Below are 17,463 nucleotides of genomic sequence, written 5' to 3'. Positions count from 1 at the left end.
CGACGCGAATCGTCGGACACGCCTAGCCCGCGACGAAGGTGTGGGCGGCCTTGTCGTGCCAGCACTGACGCCACGGCCGGTCGAACAGGCCCCACAGGACGCCGACGATCCCGACGCCGAGGAGGCTCGGGACGCTGTAGACCAGCCAGCGGCGCAGGGCGAGGCCGAACGTCGGCGGCTGGTGGCCCTCGATGTCCCGCACCTCCAGACCGAACAGCTTCTTGCCCAGGGTGCGGCCCCACTTCGCGGTCGGCAGCGCCTCGTACACGATGCCGAAGCCGAGAAGGACGGCCAGCACGACACCGAGGTACGCCGACGTGGTGCCGTCTAGCAGCCAGACCGTGACCTTCTCGCCGGTCAGCCGGGCCGCGTCGATCTTGTCGTTGACGTGCTCGACCGCTTTCAGGCCGAGCGGGACAGCCGCCGCGCCGGTGACGGCCGCGAGCACGAGCGTGTCGACGAGCCGCGCACCGAGCCGCCTGCCGAGGCCCGCGGGACGCGCCGCCGCCTGACGGCGGGCGGCGGCCTGGAACACGTCGTCCACCGGCGGCTTCCACGGCGCCACGGGCTGATCGTCCCCCGCACCCGCGAGCTGATGCACCTGCTGCGCCCAGGAGTGCTGCCCGCCACCGGGCCCGGGAGCCATGGGCGCGCCGCCGCCGACCGCTCCGGCCCCCTGAGGTTCCCCGGCCTGCCGCGGGAGGCCGGGGGCGCCCGGGGCGCCGGCCGGGTGGGGAGCGCCGGGAGCCGGTTGCCGGGGACCGGTGGGGGCCTGGGCGGCCTGCGCCGGGGCGGCTGCCTGCGGGGCGGAGGCGCCCTGCGCGGGTACCGCCGACGCGGAGGCGCCCTGCGCGGGTACCGCCGGCGCGGAGGCGCCCTGCGCGGGTACGGCCGGCGCGGCGGGGGTTCCCGGCGTGGGCACCCCCTGGGCCGCCCCGGCCCGTTCGGCGGCGGCCTTGCCCGCGCCGAAGCCGGGCTCGCCGGACGCTCCGGAGCCCGGCGGGCCGAAGGCCCCGGCACCGGGCCCACTTGAGCCGGCCGCACCGGCGGGGGCCGCCGAGCCGCCCACTCCGACCGGACCCTGGGGGCCGAAGCCCTCCTGGTCCGGGGCGCGCTGGGACGGCGTGCGGAAGATCATCGTGCCCTCGTCCGCGGGGGCCGGGCCCGTGGTCGGGCGGCGGGACATGAAGGTGGCGTCGGGCGCGGCCTGGGGCGGTGCCGTGCGGGGGTCCGGGGTCTGCGCGCCCGGGGTCTGCGCGCCTGGGTACTGCGGGTCCGGGGTCTGGGGACTGCCCCAGAAGACGCGGCGGTCCTGGTCGCCGCCGAAGCCGGACTGTCGGGAGCGGTCGGCGGCCCACGCGGAGGCCGGTTCCGGCTGGCTGCCGTACTGCTGCGGGTCCTCGTCGAAGAAGTGCGGGCCCGTCTCCTCGACGGAGGCCGAGGCGGGGGCCGAGGCGCCGGCGGGGGCCGGCGAGGAAGGGGCCGAGGACGCCCCCGGCGGGGCGAGCGGTACGCCGTCGGACGGGGCCGGCCGGCTGGTGCCGGGCACCCAGGAGGCGCCGTTCCAGTACCGGACGTATCCAGGGATGGAGGGGTCCGGGTAGTACCCCTCGCGGGGCCTGTCGTCGCCGGGTGCCGGGGTTGGGGCGCTCATGTCCGTCGTCCCGTATCTGCTCGGGGGTGGGATGGGGGCCTCCACATCTACCAGACGGGCGCAACCCCCATCGCCAGTCCTGCCGTTCCCACTCCTTTCCGGGCAACGGCGTGCACGCGCTTCACACGATCGGACGGCCCGCGAGGAGAACCCTCGAGAGAAAGTTCTCCGGACCCGCGTAATGCCCGGCGCCGGACCCGCTCTCCCCCGCGTACGGATCAGTACCGAGAGGAGAACGGACATGCACCACACCGTGGTGGAACGGGAGCTGGAGCTGGGGCTCGTCCTGTCGCCGGAGCGCAGCGTCCCGGTCCCGGCGCGGCTCGGCTACCGCAGCGACGACCCCTTCGCCGTCCACATCAGCTTCCACATCGACTCGGAGTACCCCGTCCACTGGACGTTCGCCCGGGAACTCCTCGTGGAGGGCGTGTTCCGCACGTGCGGGCACGGGGATGTGCGGGTGTGGCCGGCGAAGGTGAGGGGGCGGGGCCTCGTCATGATGTCGCTGAGTTCACCCGACGGTGACGCCCTCCTCGAAGCGCCCGCCGCCCAGGTGTCGGCCTGGCTGGAGCGGACGCTGCGGGTGGTGCCCCCGGGAACCGAGGGTGAACGGCTCGGCGTCGACGGGGCTCTGGCCGAGCTGCTCGCCCCCCTTCCGGCGGACGACCTGTGGCTGCGCGACCCGTGGCCGTCGGACGAGTCGAAGGACGGTGCGTGAGCGCGCGGTTCAGAACAGCTTGCCGGGGTTCAGGATGCCCAGCGGGTCGAAGACGTGCTTGATCTGCCGCTGCATCTCCACGCCGACAGGGCCCAGCTCGCGGGCCAGCCACTCCTTCTTCAGCACGCCGACGCCGTGCTCGCCGGTGATGGTGCCGCCCAGTTCCAGGCCGAGCGCCATGATCTCGTCGAAGGACTCGCGGGCGCGCCGTGCCTCGTCGGGATCGGCCGCGTCGAAGCAGACGGTGGGGTGGGTGTTGCCGTCGCCGGCGTGGGCGCAGACCCCGATGGTGAGCCGGTACTTCTCGGCGATGCGCTCGACGCCTTCGAGCATGTCGCCGAGCCGGGAGCGGGGCACGCACACGTCGTCGATCATCGTCGTGCCCTTGACCGCCTCCAGGGCCACCAGCGAGGACCGCCGGGCCTGGAGGAGGAGTTCGGACTCGGCCGCGTCCTCGGCAGGGACGACCTGGGTGGCGCCGGCGGCCTCGCACAGCGCGGCGACGGCGGCGAGGTCGGCGGCCGGGTCCGGGGTGTCGAAGGCGGCGAGGAGAAGGGCCTCGGTGGTCTCCGGCAGGCCCATGCGGGTCAGCTCGTTGACCGCCTTGACCGTCGTACGGTCCATCAGTTCGAGGAGGGAAGGGACGTGGCCGTCGGCCGTGATCCGGCAGACGGCGTCGCAGGCGGCGGCAGCGGAGGCGAACTCGGCGGCCAGGACCAGTTGACGGGGCGGCTGGGGTTTCAGCGCGAGGGTGGCCCGGACGACGACGCCGAGGGAGCCCTCCGAGCCGACGAACAGGCGGGTGAGGTCGTATCCGGCGACGCCCTTCGCGGTGCGGCGGCCGGTGGACATCAGGCGGCCGTCGGCGAGGACGACGTCCAGGCCGAGGACGTACTCGGCGGTGACGCCGTACTTGACGCAGCACAGGCCGCCGGAGGCGGTGCCGATGTTGCCGCCGATCGTGCACATCTCCCAGCTGGAGGGGTCCGGCGGGTAGTACAGGCCGTGTTCGGCCACGGCGCGGGACAGGACCGCGTTGACGACGCCGGGCTCGACGACGGCGATGCGGTCGACGGGACTGATCTCCAGGATGCGGTCCATCTTCGTCAGGGAGAGGACCAGGCAGCCGTCGGAGGCGTTGGCGGCGCCCGACAGGCCGGTGCGGGCGCCCTGGGGAACCACCGGGACGCGCAGCCCGGTGGCGGTGCGCAGGACGTGCTGGACCTGTTCGACCGTGCGCGGCAGCACGACGGCGGCCGGGGTGCCGGCCGGGCAGAAGCTCGCCATGTCGTGGGCGTAGGCGGCCGTGACGTCGGGATCGGTGAGGACCGCCTCGGCGGGCAGGCCGTCGAGCAGTCGGTCGAGGAGGTTGCCGGTCACCTCGTCGCGAGGGGCTTCGATACGGCTCATGATCACAGCGTCGCACCCGCCGCCATCGGTGTGAACCCCGTCTGCGGCACCCGGCGGATACCGACGCCCGCTCGTCGCGCTGACGCACAGTGAACACCATGCAGAGCGCTACCGAGACCGCCGCCGAAGCCGCCCGAGCCGCTGAAGCCGCCGGGACGCGGCCCGCGCCGAAGACGGCCCGTGCCCGGCTGCGTCGGCGGGTCCTGATCGGCTCACTGGCGGCCGGCTGTCTGGCGCTGGGCGGCGCCCTGCTGTGCCTGCCGGGCGAGAGGACCGACCGGCCGGCGTCCGCGCCCGCTCCGGGGGCCCAGGCGCAGGCGGCGGTCCGTACCGGGGTGGCGGCCGCGCTGCCCGATCTGGCGGCGCTGATCGGTGAACGCGAGGCGCGGGTGCGCGCGCATCCGGACGACGCCCGCTCCTGGGCGGTCCTCGGCGCGGCCTACGTCGAGCGCGGCCGGCGCACCGCCGACGTGGCCACCCTCTACCCGAAGGCCGAGCGTGCCCTGCGGACCTCCCTGTCGGTGCGTCCCGCGCGCAACGCCGAGGCCCTGGTCGGCCTGGCCGCCCTCGCCAACGCCCGCCGGGACTTCCCGGCCGCGCGGTCCTGGGGCGAGGCCGCGCGCAAGCTGGACCCGAAGCGCTGGACGGCGTATCCGCAGCTGATCGACGCCTACACCGGGCTCGGCGACCACAAGAAGGCGAAGGCCACCCTGGACCGGCTGCTGGAGCTGCGCGCGGGTCCCGCGGTGCTGGGGCGGGCGGCGGCCGTCTACCGGGACCAGGGCTGGCGCGAGGACGCGGCGGCCGCGCTGTCGGACGCGGCGGCCGGGGCGGCCTCCCCCGCCGAGCGGGCGGCGTGGCTGGAGCGGGCCGGGCAGCTCGCCTGGGAGCGGGGCGACCGGGAGCCGGCGCTGCGGCACTTCCAGGAGGCGCTACGGCTCGATCCCGACCAGTGGGCCGCGCGGGCCGGGCAGGGACGGGCGCTGGCGGCGCTGGGCCGGACCTCGCGGGCGCTGGGCGCGTACCAGGCGGCCCTCGCCGAGCAGCCGCTGCCGCAGTACGCGCTGGAGCTGGGCGAGCTGTACGAGTCGCTGGGGATGACCCGGGCGGCGCGTGCGCAGTACGACCTGCTGCGCGAGCGGGTCCGGCGGGAGGCGGCCGGCGGGGTGGACGGGGATCTGGTGCTGGGCCGGTTCGAGGCCGACCACGGGGATCCGGCGGCGGCGGTGCGGCGGCTGCGCGCGGAGTGGCGGCGCCAGCCGGGGATCGAGGTCGCGGACGCGCTGGGCTGGGCCCTGCACCGGGCCGGGCGGCACGATGAGGGGCTGCGGTACGCCGTGATCGCCACCGACCGGGCGCACGAGGGGACGGTGCGCAGCGCGCCGTACAGCTATCACCGGGGGATGATCGAGCGGCAGCTGAGGCGGGACGGGGCGGCGCGGCGGCACCTGGAGGAGGCGCTGCGGATCAACCCGTACTTCTCCCCGCTGCACGCGCGGACGGCTCGCACGGCGCTGGAGGCGCTGGGCGAGCCGTCGGTGGCACGGGTGCCGGAGTTCTCCTAGGGCGTGTCGCGAAGGTCGCGTCCGCCCCGCGGGCGGACGACGCCCCTGTCGCGACACGCTCCGGCCGGATCAGAGGTTGCCGCGCTTGGCCTGCTCCCGCTCGATCGCCTCGAAGAGGGCCTTGAAGTTGCCCTTGCCGAAGCCCATCGAGCCGTGCCGTTCGATGAGTTCGAAGAAGACGGTCGGACGGTCCTGGACCGGCTTGGTGAAGATCTGGAGCAGGTAGCCGTCCTCGTCGCGGTCGGCGAGGATCTTCAGCTCCCGCAGGGTCTCGACGGGGACTCGGGTGTCGCCGACCCACTCGCCGAGGGTGTCGTAGTACGAGTCGGGGGTGTCGAGGAACTGGACGCCGGCGGCGCGCATGGTGCGGACCGTCTGGACGATGTCGTTGGTGTTGAGGGCGATGTGCTGGACGCCCGCGCCGCCGTAGAACTCCAGGTACTCGTCGATCTGGGACTTCTTCTTCGCCACGGCGGGCTCGTTGATCGGGAACTTGACCTTGAGCGTGCCGTCGGCGACGACCTTCGACATGAGGGCGCTGTACTCGGTGGCGATGTCGTCGCCCACGAACTCCTTCATGTTGGTGAAGCCCATGACGTCGTTGTAGAAGCCGACCCACTCGTTCATCCGGCCGAGTTCGACGTTGCCGACGCAGTGGTCGATCGCCTGGAAGGTGCGGTGGGCGGGCGGCTCGACGATCGGGCTCGCGGCCACATAGCCGGGCAGGTAGGGGCCGTCGTAGCCGCCGCGCTCGACGAGGGTGTGGCGGGTCTCGCCGTAGGTGGCGATCGCGGCCAGCACCACCGTGCCGTGCTCGTCCTTCAGTTCGTACGGCTCGGCGACCGAGCGGGCGCCGTGCTCCAGGGCGTAGGCGTACGCGGCGCGCGCGTCCGGGACCTCGATGGCGAGGTCGACGACGCCGTCTCCGTGCTCGGCCACGTGCTGGGCGAGGAAGTGGCCCCAGGTGGTGGCGGGTTTGATCACCGAGGTGAACACGAAGCGGGCGGAGCCGTTCTCCAGGACGTAGGCGGCGGTCTCGCGGCTGCCGTTCTCCGGTCCGGAGTAGGCGACCAGCTTCATGCCGAAGGCGGTGGAGTAGTAGTGCGCCGCCTGCTTGGCGTTGCCCACGGCGAAGACGACCGCGTCCATTCCCTTCACCGGGAAGGGGTCGGCCTGCCGGGCGGTGTCGGGGGTGTGGTGTGTGGTCTGCGTCATGGCCGAAGCGTCGCGCGACCCTGCAAGGTGCGCAATAGTTCTTCCTACCACTGGTCACTCTGCTCAGTGGTACGGCGGTTGTGGCGGCGTTTCTGTACAGGGTGACCATCTCGGAGGCGGGCATGGCGATCGATCATCTGGACGGGCGGATCCTCGTGCTGCTGGCGCGGGAACCGCGGATCGGTGTGCTGGAGATGTCCCGGCGGCTGGGCGTCGCCCGGGGGACCGCGCAGGCGCGGCTGGACCGGCTTCAGTCGAACGGAGTCATCCGCGGATTCGGTCCGCAGGTGGATCCGGCGGCGCTCGGCTACCCGGTCACCGCGTTCGCCACGCTCCAGATCCGGCAGGGCCAAGGCGCCGACGTACGGGCCCACTTGGCGTCCGTGCCGGAGGTGTTGGAGCTGCACACCACCACCGGCACCGGGGACATGCTGTGCCGTCTGGTGGCCCGTTCCAACGCCGATCTCCAGCGGGTCATCGACCGGGTTGTCGGTTTTGATGGCATCGTCCGGGCCTCCACCGCGATCGTGATGGAGAACCCCGTTCCCCTGCGGATCATCCCGCTGGTGGAGCAGGCCGCGGACGATCGGGAAGGGCCTGGCCGAGCGACGGGGTGAGGGCGTGTGAGCTTCTGGGAGTACCTGGGCAACCGGCACCAGCAGCTGCTCACCGACGCCTACCAGCATGCCAGCGCCGTCTTCCAGTGCATGGTCCTGGCGACCCTGATCGGCGTGCTGATCGGGGTCGTCACCTACCGCAGGGAATGGGCCGGGAACCTCGCCACCACAGCCACCTCCACCATCCTCACCGTCCCCTCCCTCGCCATGATCGGCCTGTTGATCCCGGTGGTGGGCCTGGGCGTGCCGCCGACGGTGATCGCGCTGACGCTGTACGGGCTGCTGCCGATCGTGCGGAACTGCGTCGTGGGGCTGCGCGGCGTGGACCCGTCCCTGGTGGACGCGGCCAAGGGCATCGGGATGTCCGGGGTGATGCGGCTGGCGCGGGTCGAGCTGCCACTGGCCTGGCCGCCGATCCTGACCGGCATCCGGGTCTCCACGCAGATGCTGATGGGCATCGCGGCCATCGCCGCCTACGCCTCCGGGCCCGGCCTCGGCAACGAGATCTTCCGCGGCCTCGCCTCCCTGGGCAGCAAGAACGCGCTCAACCAGGTGCTCTCGGGCACGCTCGGGATCATCGTGCTGGCCCTGCTGTTCGACGCCGTGTACGTCCTCGTGGGGCGGCTGACCATTCCGAGGGGGATCCGTGTCTGAGTCCCATGGCGCCGCGATCGAGCTGGAGAACCTCACCAAGCGCTACCCGGGCAGTCCGGCCCCCGCTGTGGACAACGTGAACATGGAGATCAAGGCGGGCGAGATCGTCGTCTTCGTCGGGCCGTCCGGCTGCGGGAAGTCGACGACCCTGAAGATGATCAACCGGCTGATCGAGCCGAGCGGCGGCCGGATCCGCATCGGCGGCGAGGACGTCACCGACATCGACCCGGTGAAGCTGCGCCGCAAGGTCGGCTACGCGATCCAGGCGTCCGGGCTGTTCCCGCACATGACGGTCGCGCAGAACATCGCGCTGGTACCGAAGATGATCGGCTGGCCCAAGGGCCGGATCAGGGAACGGGTGGAGGAGATGCTCGACCTGGTCGGGCTGGATCCCGGCGAGTTCCTCCACCGGTACCCGCGCCAGTTGTCCGGAGGACAGCAGCAGCGGGTCGGCGTGGCGCGGGCGCTGGCGGCGGACCCGCCGGTGCTGCTGATGGACGAGCCGTTCGGCGCCGTGGACCCGATCACCCGCGACCACCTCCAGGACGAACTGATCCGGCTCCAGCACGAGCTGCACAAGACGATCGTGTTCGTCACCCACGACTTCGACGAGGCGATCAAGCTGGGCGACCGGATCGCGGTGCTGCGCGAACGGTCGCACATCGCCCAGTTCGACACCCCGGAGGCGATCCTCACCAACCCGGCCGACGACTTCGTGTCCGGGTTCGTGGGCGCCGGTGCCGCCCTGAAGCGGCTCAACCTCACGCGCGTGCGGGACGTGGAGATCACCGGGTACCCGACGGTGTCCGTCGACGACCCGCTCCAGACCGTCTTCAACCGGATCCGCTCCAGCGGGACGAACGAGATCCTGCTCCTCGACAAGCGCGGCCGGCCCTACAAGTGGCTGAGGCGCGGCGACCTGATGCGGGCCAAGGGCTCGCTGGCCCGCGCCGGCACGCTGGTCACCGACACGGTGACCCGGGACGCGACCCTGCGGGACGCCCTGGAGGCGGTCCTGACCGACAACACCGGCCGGGTAGCGGTCACCGGGCGGCGCGGCGAGTACACCGGGGTCGTCGACATGGAGACGCTGATGAACTCGGTGCACGAGCTGCTGGAGGCCGACCGGCTGGAGGCGCTGGAGGCCCAGCACGAGCTGGAGGAGGCCCGAGCCGCGCAGACGCACGCGGAACAGGAGGGTCCCGGCGGGAAGGCGAAGGCGTGAGCGCCCCCGAGCTGGACGACCGGCTGGACGAGCGAGCGGACCAGGAGGAGCCCGCGACACCGGCTCCCGCTCCCCCGCGCCGCCACGTCGGCTGGCAGAAACTGACCCTCGTGCCCGCGTTCCTGGTGGCGATGCTGCTCGCCACCTGGCTCTGGTTCGAGCAGGCGGAGCTGGACTCCCTCTCCGAGAACGCGCTGGCCGGGGGGCAGGTGTCCAAGGCGCTGTGGCAGCACGTCCAGCTCACGGTGATCTCCACCTTCTTCGTGCTGCTCATCGCGATCCCGCTGGGCGTCCTGCTGACCCGGCCGGCCTTCCGCAAGGCCACCCCGGCCGCGATGGCCGTCGCCAACATGGGCCAGGCGACCCCTGCGATCGGTCTGCTCGCGCTCCTGGTGATCTGGCTGGGCATCGGCCGCAGGGCCGCCCTGATCGGCATCATCGCCTACGCCGTCCTGCCGGTGCTCTCCAACACCATCGCCGGCCTGAAGGCGAACGACCCGACGCTGCTGGAGGCCGCCCGCGGGATCGGCATGTCCCCGCTCGGGGTGCTCACCCGCGTGGAACTGCCGCTGGCGGTGCCGCTCATCCTGGCCGGCGTCCGTACCGCGCTCGTCCTGAACGTGGGCACGGCCACCCTGGCGACCTTCGGCGGGGGCGGCGGACTGGGCGTGCTGATCACCGCCGGCATCACCAACCAGCGCATGCCGGTACTGGTACTGGGCTCCGTCCTGACCGTGGCACTGGCCCTGCTGGTGGACTGGCTGGCCTCGCTGGCCGAGGTGCTGCTGCGGCCGCGCGGCCTGGAGGTGGGGCGGTGAGAAGGATGCGGTTGTGGCTGGCGGGCGCGCTGGTGCTGGCCTCCGGCTGCGGGCTGACCAGCGGTTCCCCCATGGTCGACGACGTCTCCCCCGGCTCGATCGGGCAGGGCGAGCCGCTCAGGGGCGCCCATCTCACCGTGACGTCCAAGTCGTTCACCGAGAACCTCATCCTCGGCGCGATGATGGGCATCGCCTTCGAGGCGGCGGGCGCGGACGTCCTGGACCGCACCGGCATCCAGGGTTCCATCGGCGGCCGTGAGGCGATCCGCACGGGCGACGCCGACGCCATGTACGAGTACACCGGCACCGCCTGGATCACGTACCAGGGCAACAGCGAGCCCGTCACCGACCCGCGGAAGCAGTGGGAGGCGGTGCGTGACGCGGACGTGCGCAACGGGGTGACCTGGCTGCCGCAGTCCCGGCTGAACAACACCTACGCGCTGGCGATGAACCAGGCCAACTACAGGAGGTACGGCACGAGGACGCTGTCGGAGGTGGCCGCGCTGTCCCGGTCGGACCCGAAGGCCGTCACGCTGTGCGTGGAGAGCGAGTTCGCCAACCGCGCGGACGGACTGCCGGGCATGCAGAAGGCGTACGGCATGACCGTACCGGCGAACCGGGTCACGCAGATGGACACCGGGATCATCTACACCCAGGCCGCGAAGGGCAGTTGCACCTACGGCGAGGTCTTCACCACCGACGGTCGTATCAAGTCCATGGGTCTGGTGGTGATGGCCGACGACAAGAAGTTCTTCCCCAACTACAACGCGGCGCCGGTGATCAACACCAAGACCTTCGAGAAGTGGCCGGCCATCGCGAAGGTCATCGACCCGGTGACCGCGAAACTGGACAACGCGGTCGCCCAGGAACTGAACGCGAAGGTGGACGTGGCCGGGGAGGACCCGCATCAGGTCGCGCTGGACTGGATGAAGGCGGAGGGGCTCGTGAAGTAGGGGCCCGCGACCGGCTGTCCCCCCCACCCCGCATGGCGGATTTCATGGGGAATCTGTGATTGGCCTGTACGTGTTTCGACTCGTGCTGGGCGTCGGGCTTTCAGAATTGACCGGAAACCGACGCTCCGCTCTCGTCGACCACGCCCTCCGGGCACGGGCCCCGTGGCATTCCAGCCCTTCGCCGCCCGTTGCGCGGGCGGGACATCGGGAGAAAAACACCCTTTTGGGGAGAGCACGATGCCCGTTTCCACCAGCGGCTTTGCGACGAAATCGTCTCCCCGGCAGGCGGGGCGAGCGGTGTGATCACCACTCCCGGCGCAATGACTAGCATGAGCCGGTACCCGGATCAGAAGATCACATCATCCTCTCTTCCGGGCCTGCGGCCGTCGTGTCGGTCGATCCGTTCTTCCTGCTCTCGAGGACCGAGGAACCGCGGCATGCCTCTGCCTGCACCACCCAGTCAGCGTCGGTCAGCCGAACTCCCCCACGCCTCGCCGGCCGTACCCGTGACCGTGCTGCTGCTGAGCGCCGCGGCCGCGGGTACGGCCGTGGCGACGGCCCCCGCCACGGCCCGCACCTGGACGGTGGTCACGGCTGTGGCCGCCTGGTGCTGCGTGGCGGCCACCGTCCTCGTCTGCGTCCTGCTGCTCCGGCGGGCCCGCCGGGCCACCGCCGCGAAGGACGCCGAAGTCGCCCGGCTGGCCGGGCAGTCGGCGCAGCAGTCCGCCGAGTCGGCGCACCTGGTGAACGTCACCGTGCCCGTCCTCGTGAACCGGCTCCGGGAAGGGGCGCGGGCCAAGGACGCCCTGGAGCAGGTGACGCTGCCCGCCGACGCCCAACTGCGCCGGACCGTGGAGGCCTTCAGCTCCGCGTTGGAGCAGGTCGTGCAGTACGCGGCGGCCTCGGACGCAGAACGGCGGCGTTCCCGCGAGGAACTGGCGCAGGTCACCGAAGAGGTCGCGCAGGTGACGCGGACGGTCCTGCCCGACCTGGTCGGGCAGCTGCGGGAGGGCAACTCGGCCGACACCGTGCTGGCCGGGCGGGAATGGCCGCCGTCCTCCCTGCTGCGGGCGCCCGTCGAGGCGTTCGTACGGGAACTCGCCCGCAGCGAGCGGCGGGCCGCCGCCGCGCAGGCCGCCTCCGCGAAGGCCCTGAGCCGGGTCCAGGCCAAGACCGTGAGCATGCTCGCCGATCTGCGCGAGATGCAGGAACGGCACGGCGAGGAGATCTTCGGCGACCTGCTGAAGCTGGATCACAGCACTTCCCAGCTGGGCCTCATGACCGACCGGCTGGCCCTCCTCATGGGCGGTCGGTCCAGCCGCGCCTGGAACAAGCCGATCGTGATGGAGAGCATCCTGCGCGGCGCGGCCGGTCGGATCGCGGCCTACCAGCGCGTACGGCTGCACTGTTCCACGAACGCCGCGATCTCCGGTTTCGCCGCGGAAGGCGTGATGCACCTGATCGCCGAACTGATGGACAACGCGGCCAACTTCTCGCCGCCCATCGACGAGGTCCACGTGTACGTCGACGAGCACAGCGCCGGGCTCGTCGTCACGGTCGAGGACAGCGGCCTGAAGATGGCGGACGCGGCGATGCGGCACGCCGAGGAGGCCGTGGCGGGGAACATGACCGACCTCGCCTCCCTGCCCGGCACGCGGCTCGGCCTGGCCGTGGTCGGCGGGCTGGCCGTCAAGTACGGCATCAGCGTCAACTACCGGCCCTCGTCCCGCGGCGGCACCGGCGTCGTCGTCCTGCTGCCCCGGCAGCTGATCGCCCAGCGGCGCGACGCCGCGCCGCAGGAGACGGCACACCGCCCCGTCGACGGGACGTCTGCGCCCGGGTCCGCGCGGCCCACCACGGGCGCCGCACAGCCGGCGGGCGAGGTGTCCCTGCCGGGTGGAGTGCCCCTGGCGGGCGAAGCGCCCACGACGGACGGACTGCCCGCTCGCGCCGTGCGGCCGGCTGCCGCCGCTCCGACCCCGGCTGCGGCTCCGACCCCGGCTCCGGCTCCGGCTCCGGCGGAGGCGCTCGGTCGCGACGCGTCCCGCCGGGCGCCGGCGGCCACGCCGAACGGCCTGCCCGTCCGCGCCCCCGGCCGCACCATGGCCGAGGCAGAGCAGGAGCGCCGGCAGCGCCGGACGACCGCCGACACCCCCGCGTCGGGCGCACCGGGGCAGGCGCCTCCTCCGGCCCGCGACGCGGGCACCCGCTTCGGTGCCTTCCACAGCGGACGCACCTCCGCCGGCGAGACCGGCGAGACCGGCGCGTCCGGGGCCGGACCCGGCACCCGGCCCGAGCCGCCGGCCGCCCGGTAACCCCGCATCCTTGCCCTCCGGCGCCGGAGCCACGGCGCCCTCTTCCCCGCTTCAGCTCGTGAGATTGGAGGACGGGGCGGTGACCGGGCCCCCGGCCCTACCGTCCCATCACCTACCATGCAGACCACCGACAACAGCCTCACCTGGCTCCTGAAGGGCCTCCTGGAACGCGTTCCCGGCGCCCGGCACGCCCTCGTCCTGTCCCGGGACGGCCTGAAACTGTGCTGGACGGAACACCTGGCGCTCGACCAGGCCGACCAGCTGGCAGCCATCTGCTCGGGCATGCAGGCTCTCGCCCAGGGTGCGTCCGTCGAGTTCGGCGACGGGAGCGGTGGGGTCCGTCACTCCATGACCGAGTTCCACGGCGGTCAGCTCTTCATCGTGCAGGCGGGTGACGGCGCGCACCTGGCACTCCTCGGCGAGGAGAGCGCCGACCCCGGAGTCGTGGGTCACCAGATGACCGAGCTGGTCGAGCAGATCGGCGAGCACCTGCGGGCCGAGCCCCGAAGGGGCGCGCAGGGGAGCGCATCGTCGTGACGCGTCGGCCCGTGGACACCGGTGACCCCGACCGGCTCTATACGATCACGGGCGGGCGCAGCCGTGCGGACAACGCATTCGACCTGGTCACCCTGATAGTCAGTGAAAGCGCACCCACCTCCGGGATGCAGTCGGAGCACGCGCGGATCCTGGATCTGTGCCGGCATCCGACGGCCGTCGTGGAGGTCGCAGCGGAGATGAGACTGCCGATCACGGTGGTGCGCATCCTCCTCGGCGACCTGCTCGCCATGGGCCGTGTCACCGCCCGCCACCCGCCCGCGCCGCGGTCCCTCGCAGCGCTCCCCGACTCCGCCCTTCTCAAGGAGGTGCTGCATGGGCTCCGCAACCTCTGACCTGCCTTCCCTGCGTACGCCCCTGTCCGATGCCGCCGAGACAGGCCTGAAGATCGTCGTCGTGGGCGGCTTCGGGGTCGGCAAGACGACCCTGGTCCGCTCGGTCAGCGAGATCCGGCCGCTCAACACCGAGGAGGTGATGACGCAGGCGGGGGTCGGTGTCGACGAGACGCGGCAGGTGGCCACGAAGAGCACCACGACGGTCGCCTTCGACTTCGGCCGCATCAGCCTCAACCAGCGCATGGTGCTGTACCTGTTCGGCGCGCCGGGACAGGAACGGTTCTGGTTCCTGTGGGACCGGCTCTTCTCCGGCACCCTCGGCGCGGTCGTCCTGGTCGACACGCGCCGGATGGACGAGTCCTGGTACGCGATAGACCGGCTGGAGCACCACAGGACGCCCTTCGTCGTGGCCGTCAACCGGTTCGACGACGAACCCGACCGGTACTCCCTCGACGAGATCCGCCAGGCGCTCTGCCTGCCCGAGCACGTGCCGCTCGTCGACTGCGACGCGCGCGTCCGCGCATCGGGCAAGGACGTACTGATCACCCTCGTGGACCACCTCCACGAACTGGCCATGGCCCAGGAGATGACACCGTGACCGACACCGGATCCCGTCCCCCGCACACGCCCGGTCCGGCCTGCCCGGCGCACGCGGGCGCCGTGCGGCTGGGCGGTCTGGAGTACCAGCAGACACCGGCGCACCTGTACCGGGCCCTGCGCCGGGAGCACGGCGCGGTGGCGCCCGTGCTGCTCGACGGGGACATCCCCGCCTGGCTGGTCCTCGGTTACGCCGAGGTCGGCTACGTGACCGGGCACGACGAGCTGTTCGCCCGCGACTCACGGCGCTGGAACCAGTGGGAGAACATCCCCGCGGACTGGCCGCTGCTGCCGTTCGTCGGGTACCAGCCCTCGGTGCTGTTCACCGAGGGCGAGGAGCACCGGCGGCGGGCCGGGGTCATCACCGAGGCGCTGGAGGGGGTCGACCAGTTCCAGCTGTCGCGCGACTGCCGGCAGCTCGCCGACCGGCTCATCGCGACGTTCGCCGGAAGCGGCCAGGCCGAGCTGATGAGCATGTACGCGCACGCGCTGCCGATGCGCGCCGCAGTCCAGATGTGCGGCATGCCGCACGCGGGCGAGGCCACCCGGCAGCTCGTGGAGGACCTGCGGATCTCCCTCGACGCCGCGGAGGGCGACGACCCGGTGGCCGCGTACACGCGCGTGGGTGAGCGGATCCAGCAACTGGTCAAGGAGAAGCGGGAGCGTCCGGGCCCGGACGTCACCTCGCGCATGCTGCTGCATCCGGCCGGGCTGACCGACGAGGAGGTCGTGCAGGACCTGATCTCCGTCATCGCCGCGGCGCAGCAGCCGACCGCCAACTGGATCTGCAACACGCTACGGCTGCTGCTCACCGACGAGCGGTTCGCCCTGAGCGTGTCGGGGGGCAGGCTCAGTGTGGGCGAGGCGCTCAACGAGGTCCTCTGGCTCGACACACCGACACAGAACTTCATCGGCCGCTGGGCCGTGCGCGACACCCAGCTGGGCGGACGTCTGATCCGGGCGGGCGACTGCCTGGTGCTGGGACTCGCCGCGGCCAACACCGACCCGCAGATCTGGCCCGAGTCGCACGTCGGGGCGGAGAGTTCGGCGCACCTGTCGTTCAGCAGCGGGGAGCACCGGTGCCCCTACCCGGCCCCGCTGCTGGCCGACGTGATCGCGCGCACCGCGGTGGAGACCCTGTTGGAACGCCTGCCCGACCTGGTCCTCTCCGTGGAGCCGGAGGAGCTCACCTGGCGCCCGTCCGTGTGGATGCGCGGCCTGCACTCGTTGCCGGTGGAGTTCACCCCGGCGGTGCGGTAGCCGAGCACCGGCCGGGGCGGGGCGGCGGAGACCGGAAACCGGGGACCGCTCCGGGCCGGCCGGCCCAGGTCCGTGGCGCGTGCGGCGGGCGGGACCGCCGATCGCGGACGCGGGCGCGACGGGTCGCGTGAAAGGGCGCGGCGAGACCGCCGATCGCGGACGCGTGCGGCGGCGGCAGGTCCCCTGCGGTCCCGGCCCGCGTCCGCCGGCACCGCACCGGACGCCGACGCGGCGCGGACGCCCACGCCCCGGGGCGGCGGTCCCCCGCGCGCGGCCCTGGTCCGGACTCAGTCCGCGACGGGGGTGAACCGCACCGGCAGCGCCTGCGGTCCCCGCGTGAAGACGCCCTGTTCGACGAGTTCGGCGCCGTCGGCGAGGCGGAGGTCGGGCATGGCGTCGAGGAGCTGGCCGACACCGATCTCGACCTCGGCCTTCGCGAGCAGGGCACCGACGCAGAAGTGCCGGCCGAGCGCGAAGGAGAGGTGATCGGCGGCGGCCGAGAAGGCGGTGGTCGTGGTCAGGTCGTCGCGGAAGATGTCGAACCGGTCCGGCTCCCGGTAGCGGTCCTCGTCCCGGTTGGCGGCGCCGATCAGGCAGGTGACGGTGGCTCCGGCCGGTACGACACCGCAGCTGAGCGTGACCTCGGCGGCCGACTGCCTCATGATCATGTGCACGGGAGGCGTGTAGCGCAGCGTCTCGGCGAAGGCGCGGGCGATGAGGCCGCGGTCCTCCCGGACGGCCGCGAGCTGCTCGGGGTGCCGCAGCAGGTTGGCGAAGATGCCCGCGATGGCCTTGTCGGTCGTCTCGCCGCCCGCGGCGAGCAGCAGGCTGCAAAAGGCCTTGATGTCCTCGTCGCTCATCCGCACGCCGTCGACCTCGGCGGCGCACAGCGTCGACAGCAGGTCGTCGCCGAGGCTGTCGCGGCGCTCCCGGATGATCGGCACCATGTACTCGGCGAACTCCACCCGGGTACGCTCCCCCGCCGCCGCCACCTCGGGGTCGCCCGAGAGGTTGCCGAGGAAGGCGATGACCGACGTGTACCAGCGGTGGAACCGGGCGTGGTCGGCTTTGTCCAGGCCCAGCATGTCCGCGATCACGTTGACGGGGAAGCGGGTCGCGTAATCGGCCACCAGGTCGGCGGAGCCGGTGGACCGGAAGGCGTCGATCAGCTCACGGGAGTTGCGTTCGATCACCGGCAGGAACTTCTCCTGGAGGTCGCTGCCGCGGAAGGCGGGGGCGACGAGGGCCCGCCGCACCGCGTGTTCCCGTCCGCTGAGCTGAAGGATCGTTCTGCCGTGCACCGGCTCGATCTGCCAGGTGTAGTTGTCGGTGGTGAACTCGCCGCTCTTGTCCTTGAAGACGCGCTCGACGTCCTCATAACGGGAGATGACGTAGCTCCGCGTGGGTTCGTGCCAGAAGAGCGGGGCGCTCTCGCGCATGATGCGATAGGCCCGGTAGGGATCCGCAGCGAACTCGGGCGACAGGATGTCGGGGACCTGCTGAGCGGTGGGCATGGAGCTCCCTGAGATCGGTAACCGGTTTACCGCACAAGGTTATTGATCACTCCGCGGC

General features: G+C 72.3%; 16 protein-coding genes. 12 read left to right on the top strand and 4 right to left on the bottom strand.

Annotation, left to right across the window (positions count from 1 at the left end; genetic code table 11):
- Window positions 1-22: 22 nt before the first annotated feature.
- On the bottom strand, window positions 23-1,654 hold the full coding sequence (locus ACZ5Y0_RS20035) for an RDD family protein (protein ID WP_469130014.1): 1,632 nt from the start codon (window positions 1,652-1,654) through the stop codon (window positions 23-25).
- 241 nt (window positions 1,655-1,895) lie between these two features.
- Here ACZ5Y0_RS20035 and ACZ5Y0_RS20030 point away from each other — a divergent pair, with 241 nt between their 5' ends.
- The gene (locus ACZ5Y0_RS20030) at window positions 1,896-2,372 is read left to right on the top strand and encodes an SsgA family sporulation/cell division regulator (protein ID WP_469130013.1); all 477 of its coding nucleotides are present in this window, start codon (window positions 1,896-1,898) and stop codon (window positions 2,370-2,372) included.
- 9 nt (window positions 2,373-2,381) lie between these two features.
- Here the strand turns inward: ACZ5Y0_RS20030 and ACZ5Y0_RS20025 are convergent, their stop codons facing one another.
- Window positions 2,382-3,788 carry an FAD-binding oxidoreductase gene (locus tag ACZ5Y0_RS20025; RefSeq protein ID WP_469130012.1) on the bottom strand — a complete coding sequence of 469 codons (1,407 nt, stop codon included), beginning with the start codon at window positions 3,786-3,788 and terminating at the stop codon, window positions 2,382-2,384.
- A gap of 92 nt (window positions 3,789-3,880) precedes the next feature.
- Here ACZ5Y0_RS20025 and ACZ5Y0_RS20020 point away from each other — a divergent pair, with 92 nt between their 5' ends.
- The gene (locus ACZ5Y0_RS20020; RefSeq protein ID WP_469130011.1) at window positions 3,881-5,347 is read left to right on the top strand and encodes a tetratricopeptide repeat protein; all 1,467 of its coding nucleotides are present in this window, start codon (window positions 3,881-3,883) and stop codon (window positions 5,345-5,347) included.
- Window positions 5,348-5,416: 69 nt separating this feature from the next.
- Here ACZ5Y0_RS20020 and hppD read toward each other — a convergent pair whose 3' ends face one another.
- Window positions 5,417-6,562 carry a 4-hydroxyphenylpyruvate dioxygenase gene (gene hppD / locus ACZ5Y0_RS20015; protein ID WP_469130010.1) on the bottom strand — a complete coding sequence of 382 codons (1,146 nt, stop codon included), beginning with the start codon at window positions 6,560-6,562 and terminating at the stop codon, window positions 5,417-5,419.
- A gap of 122 nt (window positions 6,563-6,684) precedes the next feature.
- On the opposite strand from hppD, the gene ACZ5Y0_RS20010 reads away from it, so the two are divergent.
- From ACZ5Y0_RS20010 to ACZ5Y0_RS19965, 10 genes are all read left to right on the top strand, one after another.
- Window positions 6,685-7,179, top strand: coding sequence for an Lrp/AsnC family transcriptional regulator (locus tag ACZ5Y0_RS20010; protein WP_469130009.1), 495 nt, complete (start codon window positions 6,685-6,687; stop codon window positions 7,177-7,179).
- A 6-nt stretch (window positions 7,180-7,185) separates the two neighbouring features.
- The gene (locus tag ACZ5Y0_RS20005; protein ID WP_469130008.1) at window positions 7,186-7,833 is read left to right on the top strand and encodes an ABC transporter permease; all 648 of its coding nucleotides are present in this window, start codon (window positions 7,186-7,188) and stop codon (window positions 7,831-7,833) included.
- On the top strand, window positions 7,826-9,058 hold the full coding sequence (locus ACZ5Y0_RS20000; protein WP_469130007.1) for a betaine/proline/choline family ABC transporter ATP-binding protein: 1,233 nt from the start codon (window positions 7,826-7,828) through the stop codon (window positions 9,056-9,058). Before ACZ5Y0_RS20005 ends, ACZ5Y0_RS20000 begins: the two co-directional genes overlap by 8 nt.
- A complete protein-coding gene (locus ACZ5Y0_RS19995) occupies window positions 9,055-9,876 on the top strand; it encodes an ABC transporter permease (protein ID WP_469130006.1) in 822 nt (273 codons plus the stop codon). Before ACZ5Y0_RS20000 ends, ACZ5Y0_RS19995 begins: the two co-directional genes overlap by 4 nt.
- Window positions 9,877-9,881: 5 nt before the next feature.
- On the top strand, window positions 9,882-10,829 hold the full coding sequence (locus tag ACZ5Y0_RS19990) for a glycine betaine ABC transporter substrate-binding protein (protein ID WP_469130150.1): 948 nt from the start codon (window positions 9,882-9,884) through the stop codon (window positions 10,827-10,829).
- A 437-nt stretch (window positions 10,830-11,266) separates the two neighbouring features.
- Window positions 11,267-13,144, top strand: coding sequence for a sensor histidine kinase (locus tag ACZ5Y0_RS19985; RefSeq protein WP_469130005.1), 1,878 nt, complete (start codon window positions 11,267-11,269; stop codon window positions 13,142-13,144).
- 117 nt (window positions 13,145-13,261) lie between these two features.
- Window positions 13,262-13,681, top strand: a complete 420-nt coding sequence (locus ACZ5Y0_RS19980; protein ID WP_469130004.1) for a roadblock/LC7 domain-containing protein — start codon at window positions 13,262-13,264, stop codon at window positions 13,679-13,681.
- On the top strand, window positions 13,678-14,034 hold the full coding sequence (locus tag ACZ5Y0_RS19975; protein ID WP_469130003.1) for a DUF742 domain-containing protein: 357 nt from the start codon (window positions 13,678-13,680) through the stop codon (window positions 14,032-14,034). The genes ACZ5Y0_RS19980 and ACZ5Y0_RS19975 overlap by 4 nt, the downstream gene beginning before the upstream one ends.
- Window positions 14,015-14,632 carry a GTP-binding protein gene (locus ACZ5Y0_RS19970; protein ID WP_469130002.1) on the top strand — a complete coding sequence of 206 codons (618 nt, stop codon included), beginning with the start codon at window positions 14,015-14,017 and terminating at the stop codon, window positions 14,630-14,632. Before ACZ5Y0_RS19975 ends, ACZ5Y0_RS19970 begins: the two co-directional genes overlap by 20 nt.
- Entirely contained in the window at window positions 14,629-15,891 is a 1,263-nt protein-coding gene (locus tag ACZ5Y0_RS19965) for a cytochrome P450 (RefSeq protein WP_469130001.1), read from the top strand. The genes ACZ5Y0_RS19970 and ACZ5Y0_RS19965 overlap by 4 nt, the downstream gene beginning before the upstream one ends.
- Before the next feature lie 287 nt (window positions 15,892-16,178).
- On the opposite strand, the gene ACZ5Y0_RS19960 is transcribed toward ACZ5Y0_RS19965, so the two are convergent.
- Window positions 16,179-17,405: a cytochrome P450 gene (locus ACZ5Y0_RS19960; RefSeq protein WP_469130000.1), complete on the bottom strand. Its 1,227-nt coding sequence runs from the start codon at window positions 17,403-17,405 to the stop codon at window positions 16,179-16,181.
- Between the last annotated feature and the right edge of the window lie 58 nt (window positions 17,406-17,463).

The sequence above is a fragment of the Streptomyces sp. NPDC033216 genome, assembly GCF_055577115.1.
The sequence above is the reverse complement of the archived record's forward strand: the minus strand, read 5'-3'. Positions and strand labels throughout refer to the sequence as shown.